This window comes from Kitasatospora sp. NPDC091207 (assembly GCF_044768625.1).
Taxonomy (GTDB): domain Bacteria; phylum Actinomycetota; class Actinomycetes; order Streptomycetales; family Streptomycetaceae; genus Kitasatospora.
The window spans coordinates 274536-290948 of record NZ_JBIVVS010000007.1; the positions used below are offsets into that span (position 1 = coordinate 274536).

The 16413-nt window shown below is 72.4% G+C and carries 14 protein-coding genes, 2 pseudogenes and 1 riboswitch; of the genes and pseudogenes, 11 read left to right on the forward strand and 5 right to left on the reverse strand.

What is annotated here, in order from left to right:
• Positions 1–89: 89 nt before the first annotated feature.
• Complete coding sequence (locus tag ACIQTO_RS15765) at positions 90–401, reverse strand: DUF4352 domain-containing protein (protein ID WP_402388136.1); 312 nt, start codon at positions 399–401, stop codon at positions 90–92.
• Between ACIQTO_RS15765 and ACIQTO_RS15770 the strand changes: the two genes are divergently transcribed.
• A complete protein-coding gene (locus tag ACIQTO_RS15770; protein ID WP_402388137.1) occupies positions 370–1056 on the forward strand; it encodes a hypothetical protein in 687 nt (228 codons plus the stop codon). The two genes, ACIQTO_RS15765 and ACIQTO_RS15770, sit on opposite strands and share 32 nt — an antisense overlap.
• 7 nt (positions 1057–1063) lie before the next feature.
• Entirely contained in the window at positions 1064–1789 is a 726-nt protein-coding gene (locus tag ACIQTO_RS15775) for a response regulator (protein WP_402388138.1), read from the forward strand.
• A 93-nt stretch (positions 1790–1882) separates the two neighbouring features.
• Here ACIQTO_RS15775 and ACIQTO_RS15780 read toward each other — a convergent pair.
• Positions 1883–2611, reverse strand: a pseudogene (locus ACIQTO_RS15780) (phosphatase PAP2 family protein); the annotation flags it as partial.
• A 236-nt stretch (positions 2612–2847) separates the two neighbouring features.
• Between ACIQTO_RS15780 and ACIQTO_RS15785 the strand changes: the two are divergent.
• Positions 2848–3444, forward strand: coding sequence for a hypothetical protein (locus tag ACIQTO_RS15785; protein ID WP_402388139.1), 597 nt, complete (start codon positions 2848–2850; stop codon positions 3442–3444).
• Between the two features lie 145 nt (positions 3445–3589).
• Entirely contained in the window at positions 3590–4609 is a 1020-nt protein-coding gene (locus ACIQTO_RS15790; RefSeq protein ID WP_402388140.1) for a MazG family protein, read from the forward strand.
• 117 nt (positions 4610–4726) lie between these two features.
• Here the strand turns inward: ACIQTO_RS15790 and ACIQTO_RS15795 are convergent, their stop codons facing one another.
• Complete coding sequence (locus ACIQTO_RS15795) at positions 4727–5161, reverse strand: SDR family NAD(P)-dependent oxidoreductase (protein ID WP_402388141.1); 435 nt, start codon at positions 5159–5161, stop codon at positions 4727–4729.
• A 158-nt stretch (positions 5162–5319) separates the two neighbouring features.
• Here ACIQTO_RS15795 and ACIQTO_RS15800 point away from each other — a divergent pair, with 158 nt between their 5' ends.
• The 7 genes from ACIQTO_RS15800 (at position 5320) to ACIQTO_RS15830 (ending at position 13502) form a co-directional block, all read left to right on the forward strand.
• Positions 5320–6582: a cytochrome P450 gene (locus ACIQTO_RS15800; protein ID WP_402388142.1), complete on the forward strand. Its 1263-nt coding sequence runs from the start codon at positions 5320–5322 to the stop codon at positions 6580–6582.
• 288 nt (positions 6583–6870) lie between these two features.
• Positions 6871–7042, forward strand: a riboswitch (cyclic di-AMP (ydaO/yuaA leader).
• A 5-nt stretch (positions 7043–7047) separates the two neighbouring features.
• Complete coding sequence (locus ACIQTO_RS15805; protein ID WP_402388143.1) at positions 7048–7950, forward strand: transglycosylase family protein; 903 nt, start codon at positions 7048–7050, stop codon at positions 7948–7950.
• A 244-nt stretch (positions 7951–8194) separates the two neighbouring features.
• Positions 8195–9481: a phosphopyruvate hydratase gene (eno, locus tag ACIQTO_RS15810; protein ID WP_402388144.1), complete on the forward strand. Its 1287-nt coding sequence runs from the start codon at positions 8195–8197 to the stop codon at positions 9479–9481.
• 149 nt (positions 9482–9630) lie between these two features.
• Complete coding sequence (locus ACIQTO_RS15815; RefSeq protein WP_402388145.1) at positions 9631–10128, forward strand: septum formation initiator family protein; 498 nt, start codon at positions 9631–9633, stop codon at positions 10126–10128.
• On the forward strand, positions 10100–10765 hold the full coding sequence (locus ACIQTO_RS15820; RefSeq protein ID WP_402388163.1) for a DUF501 domain-containing protein: 666 nt from the start codon (positions 10100–10102) through the stop codon (positions 10763–10765). Before ACIQTO_RS15815 ends, ACIQTO_RS15820 begins: the two co-directional genes overlap by 29 nt.
• Entirely contained in the window at positions 10762–11703 is a 942-nt protein-coding gene (locus ACIQTO_RS15825; RefSeq protein ID WP_402388146.1) for an exopolyphosphatase, read from the forward strand. The genes ACIQTO_RS15820 and ACIQTO_RS15825 overlap by 4 nt, the downstream gene beginning before the upstream one ends.
• A gap of 428 nt (positions 11704–12131) precedes the next feature.
• Positions 12132–13502: an NAD(P)/FAD-dependent oxidoreductase gene (locus tag ACIQTO_RS15830; RefSeq protein WP_380580151.1), complete on the forward strand. Its 1371-nt coding sequence runs from the start codon at positions 12132–12134 to the stop codon at positions 13500–13502.
• A gap of 200 nt (positions 13503–13702) precedes the next feature.
• Here ACIQTO_RS15830 and ACIQTO_RS15835 read toward each other — a convergent pair whose 3' ends face one another.
• Both ACIQTO_RS15835 and ACIQTO_RS15840 read right to left on the reverse strand, forming a co-directional pair.
• Complete coding sequence (locus ACIQTO_RS15835; protein ID WP_402388147.1) at positions 13703–16261, reverse strand: ABC transporter permease; 2559 nt, start codon at positions 16259–16261, stop codon at positions 13703–13705.
• A 47-nt stretch (positions 16262–16308) separates the two neighbouring features.
• Positions 16309–16413 (reverse strand): annotated as a pseudogene (locus ACIQTO_RS15840) (ABC transporter ATP-binding protein); the annotation flags it as partial.

Consider the following 16413-nt stretch of genomic DNA (forward strand, 5'->3'; position numbering starts at 1 on the left):
TGGCGGGGTGCCGGGCGCCGGGTGCGCCCGGTGCCGGGTGCCGGGGTGCTGCGCGCATGGCGTGCCGGGCACGGGTGTGAACGCGGCTGTCAGCCGATCTTCCACTGGCCGACCTGGTCGGCGAAGCCGCTGTCCAGGGCGAACTGGACCTTGTCGAGCTTGGCGTCGGTGGGCACCTCGAAGGCGATGAAGCCCTTGCCCGTCTCGCCGGCGGCGATGTTGGTGGGGGTCTGGAAGGACGGGCCGGCCTTGGTGTCGGCCAGGTTCGGCCCGTAGGCCTGCCCTTGGGCGTCGACCACCTTGGCGCTGCTCCACGGCGTCTCGCTGTAGGCCTTCCCGCCGGTGGCGGCCGAGCACGCCGCGTACCGGGTGACCCAGGAGGCACTGACGAACGCGGCCAAGCACGCCCCGCACGCGCCGGTCACGGTGCGGGTGGCCCACAGCCCGGAGGGGGCCCGCGTCGAGGTGGTGAACGGTCCGTCACCGGTGGGCCCGCCGGTCGCACCGGTCGGGGCCGGCCGTGGACTGATCGGCCTGGCCGAGCGGGTCAGACTGGCCGGCGGTACGCTCCGGCACGGTCCGCGCGGCGACGGCGGCGGGTTCGAGGTGGTCGCGTTTCTTCCGCGCTCCTCCTCGACCGCCGTTGCCGCCCCGGGGCCCGTCCCGGTGTCACCGGCCCGCGAACTGAGCCGCGCCCGCCGCCGGGTGGGCCGGATGATGGCGGCGACCGTGCTGGTGCCGCTGGTCACCGTGCTGGTGCTGACCGCAGTCCTGCGGGGGTGGGTGATCTACTCCGCCGGCCGGGCCGTACTGGACCCGGCGGACTACGCGTCGCTGCGGGTCGGCCAGGACCGCGCGACGGCCCAACCGTTTCTGCCTGCCCATCAGTTTCCGTACCATCCATCCGTGGGGAACCCGCCACCCCGGGGAGAAGGAGTGACGTGCGAGTACTACGCGATCACCGCTGCGCCGTTCAACGACGACCGATCCGGCGACGCGTACCGGCTCTGCTTCCGGGAGGGCGTGCTGGTCTCCTTGGACGCTCTGGTCGCGTGAGCGCCGGATGAGCGGCGGCGAACCGGTCGTGGCCGGTACACCGATCCGGGTGGTGATCGCCGACGACGAGCCGATGGTCCGCGCCGGCATCCGCGCGGTGCTCACCACCGATCCGGGCATCGTGATCGTCGCCGAGACCGGGGACGGCCGGGAGGCCGTCGAGCTGGTCCGCCGCCATCGCCCCGATGTCGTCGTGCTGGACATCCGGATGCCCGGCACGGACGGCATCACCGCCGCCACCGAGATCCGTCGCACCGGTGTGGCCACCGGGATCGTCATGCTGACGACCTTCGGCGAGGACGACTACATCCTGCGGGCGCTCGCCGGTGGTGCCAACGGGTTCCTGATCAAGTCCGGTGAGCCGGAGGAGTTGATCGCCGGAGTGCGGGCGGTGGCGGAGGGCGCCGCGTACCTCTCACCCAAGGTGGCCGCGCGCGTGGTCGCCCACCTCGCCTCCGCCGGAGCCGGCGGGCCGGCCGACCGCCGCTCCACCGCCCGCGAACAGGTGGCCGCTCTGACCACCCGGGAGCGGGACGTGCTGGTGTTGATCGCCGCCGGTCTGTCCAACGGCCAGATCGCCCGCCGGATCGGGGTGGTGGAGGGCACGGTGAAGGCCCATGTGAGCTCGATCCTGGCGCGGCTCGGTGTGGCCAACCGGGCGGCCGCCGCTGTCCTCGCACACGAGGCCGGTCTGACCACCGGCGGAGCGTGCGCGGGAGGTCCGCGCGCCTGACGGCGGCGCGGCCCGCGGCGGGCCCAGCAGCCGCCCACCGGCCGGCGACGCCACCGCCGCCGTGGCGAGCGGCAGCAGCGCGACGACCACCGCCGCCGTGATCGCTCCGCCCAGAGCGACCCCGGCGGCCACGTCGTGCGGATAGTGCACCCCGGCGGCCACCCGCAGCGCGGCCGTCGCGACACCGACCGGGACGACCAGCGGGGCCCAGCGCGGGCGCAGCATGACCAGGCCGGTCGCCAGGGCGGCGGCGAGGGTCGCGTGGTTGCTGGGGAACGACGAGTCGCCCGGTGGTGGGCATTGCGCGACGACCGACCGGGCGGACACGGCGCCGGACACCGCCGCGCGGAGCGCGCGGCAGGGTCGTTCCTCGTCGATCACGACCTTCAGCACCTCGCTCGCCCCGTACGCGAGGACCGTGCCGAGGCCGGTGAGCGCGACCCCCGCGACCAGGTCGGCCGCGCGCCGGCCGCGGGCCGTCCACCAGCAGTGCACCAGCAGCAGTCCCAGCACCAGCAGTCCGGCCTCGGTGGCGGGCTCCAGCAGTGTGCCGATCCGGTGCGGCGCGTCGGCGACGACGTCGGCCGCCCATCGGTATCCGGTGACGGACACGCCGGCGGTCACCCGCGCCGGAGCGTCCTCCTCGGCGCGGGCCGGCGCCAGCCACAAGACCACTCCGGCGCCGGCACCCAGCAGCGCCACCGCCCCAGCCACCCGGGCGCCGGTCGTGCCCGTCCTTCCCGTGCCGACCCTTGTCGTGCCGGCTGTCCTCCCGTCGATCGTTCTCGTCCCGGTCGCTCTCTTCCCGGCCGTGTTCGTCATGGTCAGGACGGTAGGGGCGGGCGGGGTCCCGGGACCCGGGGCGAAAGGCAGGGGGAGACCTGGACGATCGTCAGGGTTGACAGCCGCCGCACGCCGGGTGACCTCCGCACGCCGGGTGACCCGTTCGGGTCACGGTCCGCGCGGCGAAGGCCCGGCCGCCCTACTCTCGGGACAACGTCGGGCCGCTCGGGGGAAGGCGGCCCGGACACCGCGCCACCCCATCCCGGAGACCTGCCATGCACCGTCGGACCGCCGTCGTTGGCGTCCTGCTCGCCGCCTCGGCGCTGTCCGCCTGCGGAGCCGACGGGCTGACACCGGGTACGGCGGCGGTGCTGGACGGGCGGCGGATCCCGGTGGGGGTGGTGGAGGCCCGGGTCGCGGAGCTGCGCCGTACGGCCGGCGGTGCCTCCGCGGACGCCGGGCAGCAGCCGGACGGACTGGTCCGGAGCGCCGTCACGGACCTGGTGCTCGACGCGGTGATCGCCCGCGCGGTGGCCGACCGCGGACTCGCCGTGCGGGACGACGAGGTGGTGGCCGCCCGGACGGCGGAGCAGGACCGGTACGGCGGTGCCGGTCCGCTCGCCCGGGTGATGGCCGCCCGGGGTGCGCCCGGTGCCGGGATCGACGACTACTTCCGGCGCCGGTTGGGTGTCAGCCGCCTCGCCGCCGCTGCCGGCCAGGACGCCGGCACCCCGGCGGGCGACACCGCCGTCCGCCGCGCCCTGGCCGACGCCGCCGCCGCGCTCCACCTGCGCGTGAACCCCCGGTACGGCACCTGGAGCGCCGACCGGGTCGCCCTCCTCCCCGACGCCCCGCCCTGGCTGGCCCCGTAGGCCAGCGGGTACGAGTGGGCAGCCGGGGCCCGTGCCCCCGACTGTACCGCCCCCGCCCGTACCGCCCGCCGCCCGGGCGGCGGGGCCCCGGGCCGGGGCGGAAACGTGGAGGCGGGGCGTTGCCGGGGGCGGGTAGGTTCGGGGTGTGACGAATCCTCCGGGCGCGAAGCTGATCCTGCTCACCACCACCCACCGGGTGGCCCCCGGCCTGCTGGCCTGGCCCGCCTGGGAGGCGTTGCGGTCGGCCGGGCGGGTGCTCGCCGGCGACGCCGCGCACCCGCAGCTCCCGGCGGTACGGCAGGCCGGGGTCGAGGTGGAGGTGGTGGCGCCCGGTTCCGCGCCGACGCTGGCCCGGCTGCTGACCGGGCAGCCGGCGGCCGCGGGTCCCACGGTCTGGCTGGGCGGCCCGGACGGCGACCCGGGGCTCACCGACGCGCTGGCGCGCCTCGCGGTCGAGCGCGCGGGTGAGGTGCCCGAGATCGAGGTGCTGCCCGGCTCCTACGACCTGCCGGGCGCGCGGTTGCTGGACCTGGTCTCGGTGATGGACCGCCTGCGCTCGCCCGGCGGCTGCCCCTGGGACGCCGAGCAGACCCACGCCAGCCTGGTGAAGTACCTGGTCGAGGAGGCGTTCGAGTTGGTCGAGGCGATCGAGGAGGGGGACCGCGGAACGCTTCGCGAGGAGCTGGGCGATGTCCTGCTCCAGGTCTTCTTCCACTCGCGGATCGCCGAGGAGCACCCCACCGACGCGTTCTCCGTCGACGACGTGGCGGGCGACATCGTCGAGAAGCTGATGTACCGCCACCCGCACGTGTTCGGGGACGTCGAGGCGGAGGGTTCCGCCGAGGTGGAGGCGAACTGGGAGGCCCTGAAGGCCGCCGAGAAGTCGGAGCGCGAGTCGGTGCTGGACGGTGTGCCGGCCGGGCTGCCGGCGCTGGCGTACGCGGCGAAGCTGGTGTCCCGGGTGCGCCGGGCAGGGTTCACAGGGGTGCCGGACGCGCCCTACGAGCTGCCCGCGGAGCTCACGGGGGAGTCGGCGGGCAGGCTGCTGCTCGCCGTGGCGCAGCGGGCGCACGACGCCGGGGTGGACGTGGACGCCGCGCTTCGGGCGGCCGCGCGCGGCTACCGGGACGCCGTGCGCGCGGCCGAGGGCCTCCAGCCCGAGTAGCCCGAGCAGCCCGAGCAGCCCGAACAGGCTGACGAGCCCGGCGGCCCCGCCCGGCACAGACCGGCCCTACCGGCCCGTCAAGCCCGGGCCGGCCCGGCCGCCCCGCCGCCGTGCCCGTCAGACCGTCGCGACGTCCTCCACCGCACGGCGCTGCGCCGGGACGACCCCGCCGACCACCTCGGCGATCGCTTCGCCGACCAGGGCGAGCAACTCGGCGAGCCGCTCCAGGTCGAGGTGGTCGGGCAGCTCGGCGAGCGAGACGACGCGCTCGCCCTCCGGCCCGGCCACGCAGAACAGGTCGATCGGACCGAGGTGCTTCTCGGCGGTGTCGACCAGGGCGGCGATGTCGCTCGGGCGGCGGATGTCCCCGCAGACGCCGACGACCGGGCAGCCCGGCCGGTCGAGCTCGGTGGCGAGGTCCTCGGCGATGCCGACCTGCTGGTCGGCGATGAGGACGCCGGCGGCGCCCGCGGCGGTGAACCGGCGGGCGAGGTCGGCTCCCGACCCGCCGGTGAGTACGGCGATGACCACGACTGCCCCGGTGACCCGCATGGTGCGCTCCTCCCTGTGGGCGGCTCCGCACCGGCGCCCACGCGTTTTGCTTGCGGAGGATCGTAGGCAGGTCCTGATCCCCCGCAACAGGGATTACCCCTCAGGTGACCAGGCTCACGCCTGCCGCGTCCAGGATCCCCACCGGATACGGTCGACACATGCCAGTTCAGCCCGATTCAGCCCGCCCGCCGCTCTTCACCTGGGAGTTCGCCGCCGACCCGTACCCGGCGTACGCGTGGCTGCGGGAGCACGAGCCGGTGCACCGCACCACCCTGCCGAGCGGGGTCGACGCCTGGCTGGTGACCAGGTACGCGGACGCCCGGCAGGCGCTCGCCGACAGCCGGCTCTCGAAGAACCCGCTCCACCACAGCGGGCATGCCCACCGCACCGGCCGGGTCGGTATCCCGGGCGAGCGTCAGGCCAATCTGATGACCCACCTGCTGAACATCGACCCGCCGGACCACACCCGGCTGCGCCGACTGGTCTCGAAGGCGTTCACCCCGCGCCGGGTGGCCGAGTTCGAGCCCCGGGTGCAGCAGCTCACCGACCGGCTGATCGACGGCTTCGCGCGGCGCGGCTCGGCGGACCTGATCCACGAGTTCGCCTTCCCGCTCCCCATCTACGCGATCTGCGACCTGCTCGGCGTGCCGGCCGAGGACCAGGACGACTTCCGGGACTGGGCGGGCATGATGATCCGCCACGGCGGGGGGCAGCGCGGCGGAGTCGGGCGCGCCGTCAAGCGGATGCGCGCCTATCTGGCGGAGCTGATCCACCGCAAGCGGGCCGATCTCGGCGACGACCTGATCTCCGGCCTGATCCGGGCCAGTGACCATGGTGAGCACCTGACCGAGAACGAGGCCGCGGCGATGGCCTTCATCCTTCTCTTCGCCGGCTTCGAGACGACCGTCAACCTGATCGGCAACGGCACCTACGCCCTGCTCCGCAACCCCGGGCAGCGGGCGCTGCTGCAGGATTCGATCGCCCGTGGCGAGACCGGCCTGCTGGAGACCGGGGTCGAGGAACTCCTGCGCTACGACGGGCCGGTGGAGCTCGCCACCTGGCGGTTCGCGACCAGCCCGCTGACCATCGGCGGGGTGGAGATCCCGGTCGGCGACCCGGTGCTGGTGGTGCTCGCGGCGGCGGACCGGGACCCGGCGCGGTTCGCCGACGAGAACACCCTCGACCTGGCCCGGACCGACAATCCGCACCTGGGCTTCGGGCACGGCATCCACTACTGCATCGGCGCTCCGCTGGCCCGCCTGGAGGGGCGGGCGGCGCTCGCCACCCTGCTCACCCGGCTGCCCGATCTGCGACTCGCCGAGAGCCCGGAGGACCTCCGCTGGCGCGGTGGCCTGATCATGCGTGGACTTCGCGACCTCCCGGTGGAATTCACTCCCGAGAAGCGGTCCGAAGAACCCTAGGCCGGACTCCGGGCAATCCGCTCGGCGATGCCCCCAACCGTGTCCCGATGCCGCCCCTTCGGGCAACGGGCGCGCTGACGGGGTGTCGCCGCCACGCCCGAGCAAGGGGCATGAACCACCATCAACCAGGACATAGGCCCGTCGTTGGTAGGCGATCGGCCACGCGCCGTAATTTATGTGTGATACCTGCGATATGAGCTTGTTATTGATGTGAGGATCTGTCTACCCTCCCTGGAGTTCGCAGCTGCGGACCTCGTGCGCGGAACGCCGAATCCTGCCCGCCGCGTCACGGGAAACCGACCAGAACCCTTGGGCAGGGGCGGGGGAACCAGGTTTGTTGCCGTCCCCCACGGCTTGGGGTGAAGCCGCCCGCGCGGGCAGAAAGCCTCCGCGCCACGCGGCCGGGCCACCTCCCGGTCCGAACCCGACAGCTCACCTCGCAGGCGTGCGGAGAGGGACTTCCCCATGCTCTTCGTCGGAACCGGCCGTCATCGCCGTCGTACCCAGACCGAGAAGGCCATCGCCGTGGCCGGTGTGGCCGGCGTCGGGCTCGCGCTGCCGCTCCTCACCGCCGCCGGCGCCTCCGCCGCCCCGGCCTCGACCTGGGACGCGGTCGCCCAGTGCGAGAGCGGCGGCAACTGGGGCATCAACACCGGCAACGGCTTCTACGGTGGCCTGCAGTTCACTCCCAGCACGTGGAAGGCGTACGGCGGCACCGCGTACGCGCCGCAGGCCAACCAGGCCACCAGGGCGCAGCAGATCTCGGTCGCCGAGAAGGTCCTCGACTCGCAGGGGCCGGGCGCCTGGCCGGTCTGCTCCCAGAAGGCCGGTCTGAGCAAGGGCGGTGCCCCGGCGTCGGTCGACTCCTCCTCGGACGCCAAGCCGACCGCGTCGAAGCCCGCCACGTCGAAGCCGGCCCAGCCGAAGGCCGATCAGAAGCCCGCGCAGCAGCAGGCCCAGAAGCCCGCGCCGAAGCCGGCCCAGCAGGACGCGTACCAGGAGGCCCAGACCCCGGGCTTCTCCGGCCAGTCCGGCTGGGACGCCGACGCGAAGGTCTTCTGGTACCAGAGCGACGGCGCCTGGTACTGGACCAGCCACCAGGGCGTCTACCAGCAGTACGCGGGTCAGTCCGCCGGCCAGGACAGCCGTCCGGCCGCCGCCCACGGCGCCCCGGCCCCGGCCGCCCCCGCCGCGGCCCAGCAGCGCGCCGGCCACGGCTACACCGTCCAGTCAGGTGACACGCTGTCGACCATCGCCTCCGCCCAGGGTGTGTCCGGCGGCTGGCAGGCGCTGTACGACGGCAACCGCGGCGCCGTCGGCACCGACCCGAACCTGATCCTCCCGGGCCAGGTGCTCGACCTCGGCTGACGCCGATCGGCGCGGTGATTCCACGAAGGGGGCCGATCGGGCCCCCTTCGTCCGCATCTGGTCCGTTTTCCTGGGGCAACCAGGTGAACTACTGGGGGGTAGCCGGGCCACACCCTGAGACGGGACCGAGGTCGACGTGGTCCCGAGAGCCCGTGCGGTTAGGCTCTGGTTCGTAACGACTCCGCAATCGTCCGGCCGACAGCACCCATCGTCAGCCGGACCTGCTTCCGCTAGGAGATGCCTCGTGCCGTCCATCGATGTCGTCGTAGCCCGTGAGATTCTCGACTCGCGTGGCAACCCCACGGTCGAGGTCGAGGTCGGCCTCGACGACGGCAGCACCGGCCGTGCCGCTGTCCCGTCGGGTGCCTCCACCGGTGCCTTCGAGGCGCTGGAGCTGCGCGACGGTGACAAGAACCGCTACTTCGGCAAGGGCGTGGAGAAGGCCGTCCTGGCCGTCATCGAGCAGATCGGCCCCGAGCTGGTCGGCTACGACGCCACCGAGCAGCGCCTGATCGACCAGGCCATGCTCGACCTGGACGCCACCCCGGACAAGTCCTCGCTCGGCGCCAACGCGATCCTGGGCGTCTCGCTGGCCGTGGCGCACGCCGCCTCCGAGGCCAGCGACCTGCCGCTGTTCCGCTACCTGGGCGGCCCGAACGCGCACGTCCTGCCGGTCCCGATGATGAACATCCTCAACGGTGGCTCGCACGCGGACTCCAACGTCGACATCCAGGAGTTCATGATCGCTCCGATCGGCGCGGAGTCCTTCTCCGAGGCCGTCCGCTGGGGCGTCGAGGTCTACCACACCCTCAAGGGCGTGCTGAAGGAGCGCGGCCTGTCCACCGGCCTCGGCGACGAGGGCGGCTTCGCGCCGAACCTGGACAGCAACCGCGAGGCCCTGGACCTCATCACCGAGGCCATCCAGAAGGCCGGCTACGTGCCCGGCAAGGACATCGCGCTCGCCCTGGACGTCGCCGCCTCCGAGTTCTACCAGGACGGCGCCTACCAGTTCGAGGGCAAGGCGATCTCCGCCGCCGAGCTCATCGAGTACTACGCCGAGCTGGTCGCCGCCTACCCGCTGGTCTCCATCGAGGACCCGCTGGACGAGTCCGACTGGGACGGCTGGAAGGCCATGACCGTCAAGCTGGGCGACAAGGTCCAGCTGGTCGGTGACGACCTGTTCGTCACCAACCCGGCCCGCCTGGCCAAGGGCATCGAGACCGGCACCGCCAACGCGCTGCTGGTCAAGGTGAACCAGATCGGTTCGCTGACCGAGACCCTGGACGCCGTCGAGCTGGCGCAGCGCAACGGCTACCGCTGCATGATGTCGCACCGCTCCGGTGAGACCGAGGACGTCACCATCGCCGACCTCGCCGTCGCCACCAACTGCGGCCAGATCAAGACCGGCGCCCCGGCCCGCTCCGAGCGCGTCGCCAAGTACAACCAGCTGCTGCGCATCGAGGAGATCCTCGACGACGCGGCCGAGTACGCCGGCCGCGGCGCGTTCCCGCGCTTCCGCTCCGCCGAGTAGTCCTCGTCGGGCAGCGGCGCCGGGCAGAGTCGCCGCGGCCGAGTACGAGGGCCGAGCGCGCCCAGTAGCGCAAGCCTGACCGGTGCCCCGCCGTTCACCCCGTAGGGTGGACGGCGGGGCACCGTCGCGACCAGGAGGGGATACGGGAGATGGCAGGCTGGAGGATCCCGGGCTTTGCCGCCCGGCCTCGCTTCACGAGCCGGGCGACCGTCCTTGTCCTGGTGCTCTGCTCCCTGGTGGCGATCCTGGCCTATCCGACCAGGCAGTTCATCTCCCAGCGTTCCGAGATCTCCGCCCAGCGGGCGAAGGCCGAGCACGCCCGCCAGCAGGTGGAGCAGCTGCGCCGGGAGAAGGCCCGCTGGCAGGACCCGGAGTACGTCAAGGCGCAGGCCCGCGACCGGCTGCACTACGCGATGCCGGGGGAGACCCCGTACATTGCGGTGGATCCGGCGGGCCAGGGCGCCACCCCGTCCTCCGTCGCCCCGCCCGCCTCGTCCGACGGCACGGCCGCCGGGCCGGCGAAGGCCGCCAAGCCCTGGTACGCGAGCGTCTGGGACTCGGTGGACGCCGCCGACACCGCCGCCGTCGCCCCGCCCTCTCCACCCGCCCCTGCCTCTGCTGGAGCCAGCTCCCCCCATGACCACTGAGAACCACCCCTCCGTCTCCGACACCGATGTCGCCGCCATCGCCGCGCAGCTCGGCCGGGTCCCGCGCGGCCTGCGCTCGGTGGCGCACCGCTGCCCCTGCGGCAACCCCGACGTCGTGGAGACGGCCCCCCGGCTCGCGGACGGCACGCCGTTCCCGACGCTGTACTACCTGACCTGCCCCAAGGCCGCCTCGCTGATCGGCACGCTGGAGGCGGACGGCGTGATGAAGGACCAGACCGCCCGGCTCGCCGAGGACCCGGAGCTGGCCGCGGCCTACCAGAAGGCGCACGAGGACTACATCGCCCGCCGGGACGCCATCGAGGTGCTGGAGGGCTTCCCGAGCGCCGGCGGCATGCCGGACCGGGTGAAGTGCCTGCACGTGCTGGTCGGCCACTCGCTGGCGGCCGGCGAGGGCGTCAACCCGCTCGGCGACGAGGCGATCGGCATGCTGGAGGACTGGTGGGCCAAGGGCCCCTGCGTCTCCGCCGCCGAGGTCGAGGCCGCCGGCCGGCGGGTCGCGAGGAACCGTGCCAAGGACCAGGACCACGAGGCCGTGATCGCCGCCAAGCAGCAGAAGGCCGCCGAGCGCGCCGCCAAGCGGGCCGCGCAGGAGAATGCCGAGGAGGCCGGCGCATGAGCGTCACCCGGGTCGCCGCGATCGACTGCGGCACCAACTCGATCCGTCTGCTGGTCGCCGACCTCGACCCGGAGACCGGGGCGATCACCGACCTCGACCGCCGGATGATCGTCAACCGGCTGGGCCAGGGCGTGGACCGGACCGGCCGGCTGCACCCGGACGCGCTGGCGCGCACCTTCGCGGCCTGCCGCGAGTACGCCGAGGTCATCTCCGGCTTCGGGGTGGGTCCGGACCGGATCCGCTTCGTCGCCACCAGCGCCTCCCGGGACGCCGAGAACAGTGACGAGTACGCCAAGGGCGTGCGCGACATCCTGGGCGTCGGGCCGGAGGTGGTGAGCGGCGAGGAGGAGGCGCACCTGTCCTTCGTCGGCGCCACCAAGGAGCTCGGCGGCGGGCAGTTCCCGGCGCCGTACCTGGTCTTCGACCTCGGCGGCGGCTCCACCGAGTTCGTGCTCGGGGCCGAGGACGTCCAGGCGGCCCGCTCGGTCGACATCGGCTGCGTCCGGCTGACCGAGCGCCACTTCGAGGGCGCGGAGCTGCCCTCGGCCGAGCAGATCGCCGAGGCGCGGGCGCACGTCCGGGCCGAGCTGGACAAGGCGGCCGAGGTCGTCCCGCTGACCGGCGCGGCCACCCTGGTCGGCCTGGCCGGGACGGTCACCACGGTGTCCGCGATCGTCCAGGACCTGCCGGTCTACGACTCCGAGCGGATCCACCACTCGCGGATCGGCCGGGAGCAGGTGGCCCGGATCGCGGCCGAGCTGCTCTCCGCCACCCATGCCCAGCGCGCGGCGATCCCGTCGATGCACCCCGGCCGGGTGGACGTGATCGCGGCCGGCGCGCTGGAGCTGCTGGAGATCATGGAGCGGACCGGCGCCGCCGAGCTGGTCGTCAGCGAACACGACATCCTGGACGGCATCGCCTGGAGTATGGCGTCCTGACCGGGCGTGAGCCTTACCGAACCGGCCCCGGAACCCCTTCGAGGGGTCCGGGGCCGGGGCGCGCCCGGGGCCCCGCGGAAAAGTTCGTGAATTTCTTCACATGAGGTTCCGCTCATTCGTCGCGCCTGCCGGTCCGCTACGTCCGAAATGTGGGACCGAAGGCCTACCCGCCGTGTCGGCCGTTGGATCGCAGGTGACGCTCCCGCACAGGTTTGAAAATCGAAATCACGCGCGGGAACCCAGGCGCGCCATGGATCGTTGCTGCTCAGCCGGGCCGTTCGGGCCCGCATCCGCACCGCGGGGGCGGGTGGGCCGTGAGGCGGCCGCCCGGGGCCGCCAAAGTGGCCGCGAAGTGTAGCACGGGGTGTCCAGGAGCTTGTGACCGGCCTCACGAAGGCTGCTCCGGACGGTGCTGGATACTTTCGGATATGAGCACCACGGAGCGTCCTCGCATCCTCATTGTCGGCGGTGGTTACGTCGGCCTGTATGCCGCGATGCGCATCCTCAAGAAGATGCGCTATGGCGAAGCGACCGTCACGGTCGTCGACCCGCGGTCGTACATGACGTACCTGCCCTTCCTCCCCGAGGCGGCCGGCGGCAACGTCGCGCCCCGCAACCTCGTCGCGCCGCTGCGCAGCGCCCTCAAGAAGGCGGAGGTGCTCACCGGTGCTGTCACCGGTGTGGACCACGCCCGCAAGGTCGCCACCATCCAGCCGGCGGCCGGCGACTCGTACGAGCTGCCCTTCGAGTACCTGGTCGTCGCGACCGGCTCGGTCTCCCGCACCTTCCCGATCCCGGGTCTGGCGGAGCACGGCATCGGCATGAAGACGGTCGAGGAGGCCATCAGCCTCCGGAACCACGTCATGGCGCAGCTGGACAAGGCCGAGTCCACCACGGACGAGGCGATCCGCCGCAAGGCGCTGACCTTCGTCGTCGTCGGCGGTGGCTTCGCCGGCGTCGAGACGATCGCCGAGATCGAGGACATGGCGCGCGACGCCGCCAAGATCTACAAGACCGTCAGCCGTGACGACATGCGCTTCATCCTGGTGGAGGCGGCCAACCGCATCCTCCCGGAGATGGGCCCGGACCTCGGTCTGTGGACCAAGGAGAAGCTCGAAGAGCGCAACATCGAGATCTACATCGAGACCTCGATGGACTCCTGCGTTGACCAGCACGTCGTGCTGAAGAACGGCGTCGAGGCCGATGCCTCCACCATCGTGTGGACGGCCGGCGTGAAGCCGAACCCGGTGCTGGCCAACTTCGGCCTGCCGCTGGGCCCGCGCGGCCACGTCGACACCGCCCCGACCCTCCAGGTCAAGGGCTTCGACTACGTCTGGTCGGCCGGCGACAACGCCCAGGTGCCGGACCTCGCCGCCGGCGAGGGCGCCTGGTGCCCGCCGAACGCGCAGCACGCCGTCCGTCAGGCCGCCGTCCTCGGCGACAACGTCATCTCGGGCATGCGCGGCTTCCCGCAGGCCGAGTACAAGCACAAGAACCTCGGTGCGGTGGCCGGTCTCGGCCTGCACAAGGGTGTGGCGATCCTCTTCGGCAAGTACAAGCTGAAGGGCCGTCCGGCCTGGTGGTTCCACCGCCTGTACCACGGCGCCATGGTCCCGACCATGAACCGCAAGGTCCGCGTCTTCACCGACTGGACCCTGGCCGTGTTCCTGAAGCGCGAGGCCGTCGGCCTGGCCCAGATGGAGAAGCCGTTCGAGGCGTTCCAGGAGGCGGCGGCGCCCGCGCCGAAGCCGGTCGAGGCCGCCAAGCCGGCCGCCGACAAGGAGCTCGCCAGCAAGTAAGCGACTGAGATCCCGGTGTGGGAGCACCGGGAAATGAGTCGGAGGCCCTCCGCCCGGCAGCGTCGCCGGACCACGACCTCCGTGGTGCTCAGCCGGCTGTGCGAGTCGGGCGGAGTACAGAAGTACGGGAAGACCCCCACCGAACCCTCCGGTGGGGGTCTTCCCGTGTGCGGCGCCGGTGCGGGGCCCGGCGCCGGCGGTCAGTCCGTCTTGATGCTCGCCAGGATGTCCAGCTTGGACGCCCGGCGGGCCGGCCAGATCGCGGCCACCAGGCCGACCACACCGGCCAGGGCGAGGAAGAGCAGCAGCTGCCCGTACGGGAGCACCGTGGTCAGGCCCGCCATGCTGGACTTCAGCGTGCCGAGGATCCCCCAGGCCATGTAGCAGCCGAGCAGGAGACCGATGCCGGCACCGAAGAGCGAGATCACCACGGACTCCAGGCGGACCATCCGCTTGATGCCGCCGCGGTCCAGGCCGATCGCCCGCAGCATCCCGATCTCGCGCTTGCGCTCGAAGACCGACATGGCCAGCGTGTTGACCACACCGAGGACCGCGACGAGCACGGACATCGCCAGCAGGCCGTACATCATGTTCAGCGCGAAGGTGATGATCTGGCTGAAGTCGTCCCGGACGTCCTGCTTGGACTTGACCTCGATCACCGGGTTGGCGCCGGTGGCGTCCTTGAGGGCCTGCTTCAGCGAGTCGGTGGCACCGTCGGCGCCCTTGACCAGGACATCGCTGATGTACGGCTCGGGCTCGTGCTTGACGATCTCGCTGTTGGCCAGCAGGACCGGGCCGAGCATGGCGCTCGTCTCGTAGACGCCGCCGACGGTGACCCGGCCCGTGGAGTCGTCCGGGTAGGTGACGGTCAGGGTCGAGCCGGCGGTGGCGTTGTTCTTCTTGGCGACGTCCGCGTCGATCAGGATCTGGCCCTGGGCGAAGTTGGCGGCCGAGCCGCTGGTCAGCTTGGCCGAGACCAGCTTGTCGAAGCTGTCCGCGTTCAGGCCGGTGATCGACCTGTTCATGCCGTTCAGGTCCCAGTAGACGATGGTGAGCGGCGAGGAGGCCGTCACGCCGGCGGTCTTGGCGACCTCGGCCGGGATCTTCGGCGACAGGCTCATGTGGTTCGCGGTCGAGACCAGGTAGTCGGCCTTCATGGAGCTGGTGACGGCCTTGTCCAGGGCTCCGCCGACCGAGGCGCCGATCACCGTCAGGCCGGTGACCAGGGTCAGGCCGATGGTGAGGGCGGCCGCGGTGGCCGCGGTGCGGCGCGGGTTGCGCACGGCGTTCTGCCGGGCGAGCTTGCCGGGCGTGCCGGCCAGCTTGCCGAGCACCGGGCCGATCAGGGCGATCACCGGACGGGAGAGCAGCGGCAGCAGGATGAAGATGCCGATCAGGGCGACCACGGCGCCGAGGGTGACCGGCACGCGGCCGTCGCTGGTGCCGGTGGAGGCACCGTAGGCGATCAGCACGCCACCGCCCGCGGTGAGGACCGAACCGATGGCGTTGCGCACCAGCAGGCTCTTCTGGCTGCTCGGCTGGTCGCCGCTGCTCATCGCGGCCACCGGGGCGATCTTCGAGGCGCGCATCGCGGGCAGCAGGGCGGACAGGACGGTGACCAGGACACCGACCACCAGGGTGACCGCCACGGTCATCGGCTTGATCACCAGCGAGCCGGTGGGCAGTCCGTCGTTCAGCGAGTGGATCAGGGACTGCAGCCCGGCGCCGATCCCGACGCCGACCACCAGGCCGGCCGCGGCCGAGAGGGCGCCGATCACCAGGGCCTCGATCAGCACGGACGTGGTGACCTGCTTGCGGCTGGCACCGATCGCCCGCAGCAGGGCGAGCTCCTTGGTGCGCTGGGCGACCAGCATGGTGAAGGTGTTGGCGATGATGAAGATGCCGACGAAGAGCGAGATCCCGGCGAAGGCGAGCAGCATGGTGCGCATGCCGTCGGTGCCACTGGTGATCATCTTCTGCTCGTCGTCCTTGAGCTGCTGACCGGTCTCGGCGTCGATCTGCTGACCGGCCGGGAGCTTCGGCTGGGCCTGGGCGAGCAGCGCCGTCTCGGTGGTGCCGGGCTTGGCGGCGAGCACGACGCTGCTGTAGCGGCCCGGCTCCAGCAGCAACTGCTGGGCGGTGGCGCGGTCGAAGAGGGTGAGCGTGCCGCCGGTGTTCACCACCGGGTCGTCGGTGGTGAAGACGCCGGTGAGCTTGGCCTCGGTCACCGGGCCGTTGGAGGCGAACCGCACGGTGTCGCCGACCTTGTAGCCGCCCTTGTCGGCGGTCTTGCGGTCGAGCGCGATCTCCTTGGACGTCTTCGGGCCCTGACCCTCCGCCATCGGGTAGCGGGCGTCCTTGCCGTCCGTGCCGGGCGCGAAGTTGGCGCCCTTCGCGGACCAGGCCTGGCCGATCAGGTTGCCGCTCCGGTCGGCGACGCCGGTGAACCCGCTGACCACGCCGCGGGCCGAGGCGGCCCCGGGGAGCGCGCCGAGCTGCTGGACGGTGGCGTCGGTCAGGGTGGCCGCGCTCTTCTCGCTCTTCTCCCGGGCGGAGGCGGAGGATCCGGCCGCCCGGTCGACGATCTGGACCGAAATGTCGGAGTAGCTCTTGGAGTTGCTGTCCTGCATGGCCTTGCCGAAGGTGTCGGAGAAGACCATGGTGCCGGCCACGAAGGCGGTGCCCAGCATGACGGCCAGCGCCGTCATCAGCAGTCGGCCCTTGTGGGCCAGCACGTTGCGCAGTGCGGTGCGATACATGGGGTGTCCTGAAGTCTACGAAGGGACGGGCTGCTGCCGGCGGAGCGTCAGCTCGTCCGGCCCTTGGCGTCGAAGCGGCGCATGCGGTCCAGGACGGTGTCGGCGGTGGGGTTGGGGAGTTCGTCGACGATGCGGCCGTCGGCGAGGAAGAC